The sequence below is a fragment of the Cereibacter changlensis JA139 genome, from assembly GCF_003034985.1.
Classification (GTDB): domain Bacteria; phylum Pseudomonadota; class Alphaproteobacteria; order Rhodobacterales; family Rhodobacteraceae; genus Cereibacter; species Cereibacter changlensis.
Genome location: NZ_PZKG01000444.1, coordinates 1 through 396 on the forward strand (window position 1 = coordinate 1; position 396 = coordinate 396).

Annotated in this window: 2 protein-coding genes; both read left to right on the plus strand. The window is 73.0% G+C overall.

From position 1 onward, the window contains the following. Window positions 1–13: 13 nt before the first annotated feature. A complete protein-coding gene (locus C5F48_RS26550) occupies window positions 14–106 on the plus strand; it encodes a hypothetical protein (RefSeq protein WP_373454377.1) in 93 nt (30 codons plus the stop codon). Next, on the plus strand, window positions 103–396 hold a 294-nt coding region (locus tag C5F48_RS24585; protein WP_219907855.1), incomplete at its 3' end, for a hypothetical protein. The genes C5F48_RS26550 and C5F48_RS24585, both read left to right, overlap by 4 nt.

Consider the following 396-nt stretch of genomic DNA (forward strand, 5'->3'; position numbering starts at 1 on the left):
AGAGGGAGCCGGCATCCCGGCCCGGCCCTATCTCGGCGTCTCCGAGGAAGACCGCCGCGACATCGAGCGGCTGGTGATCGGCCGGCTGGAGGATCTCTTGCCATGAGCGCAACCGAGACCCGCCCCGATCTGCTGGCTGCGCTTCCGGGCATCGTCGCCCAGGCGATCCGCGTGGTCCTGCCCGGGCTGCGCGAATGCCGCGGCATGGCCGGCCGGCTCGACGTGGCGGCGCTGAAGGCTCGCGGCATCGCCGCCCCCGCCGTGCTGGTGACCCGGCTCGGCTGCCAGCAGGACGCGATCTACGCCGGCCCGCATCCGACCTTCCGGCTGCGCATGGCCGCCTTCATCCTCTGCAAGGACGAGCTCGGCCTCGACCGCGATGCGGCCGCCGCCAAT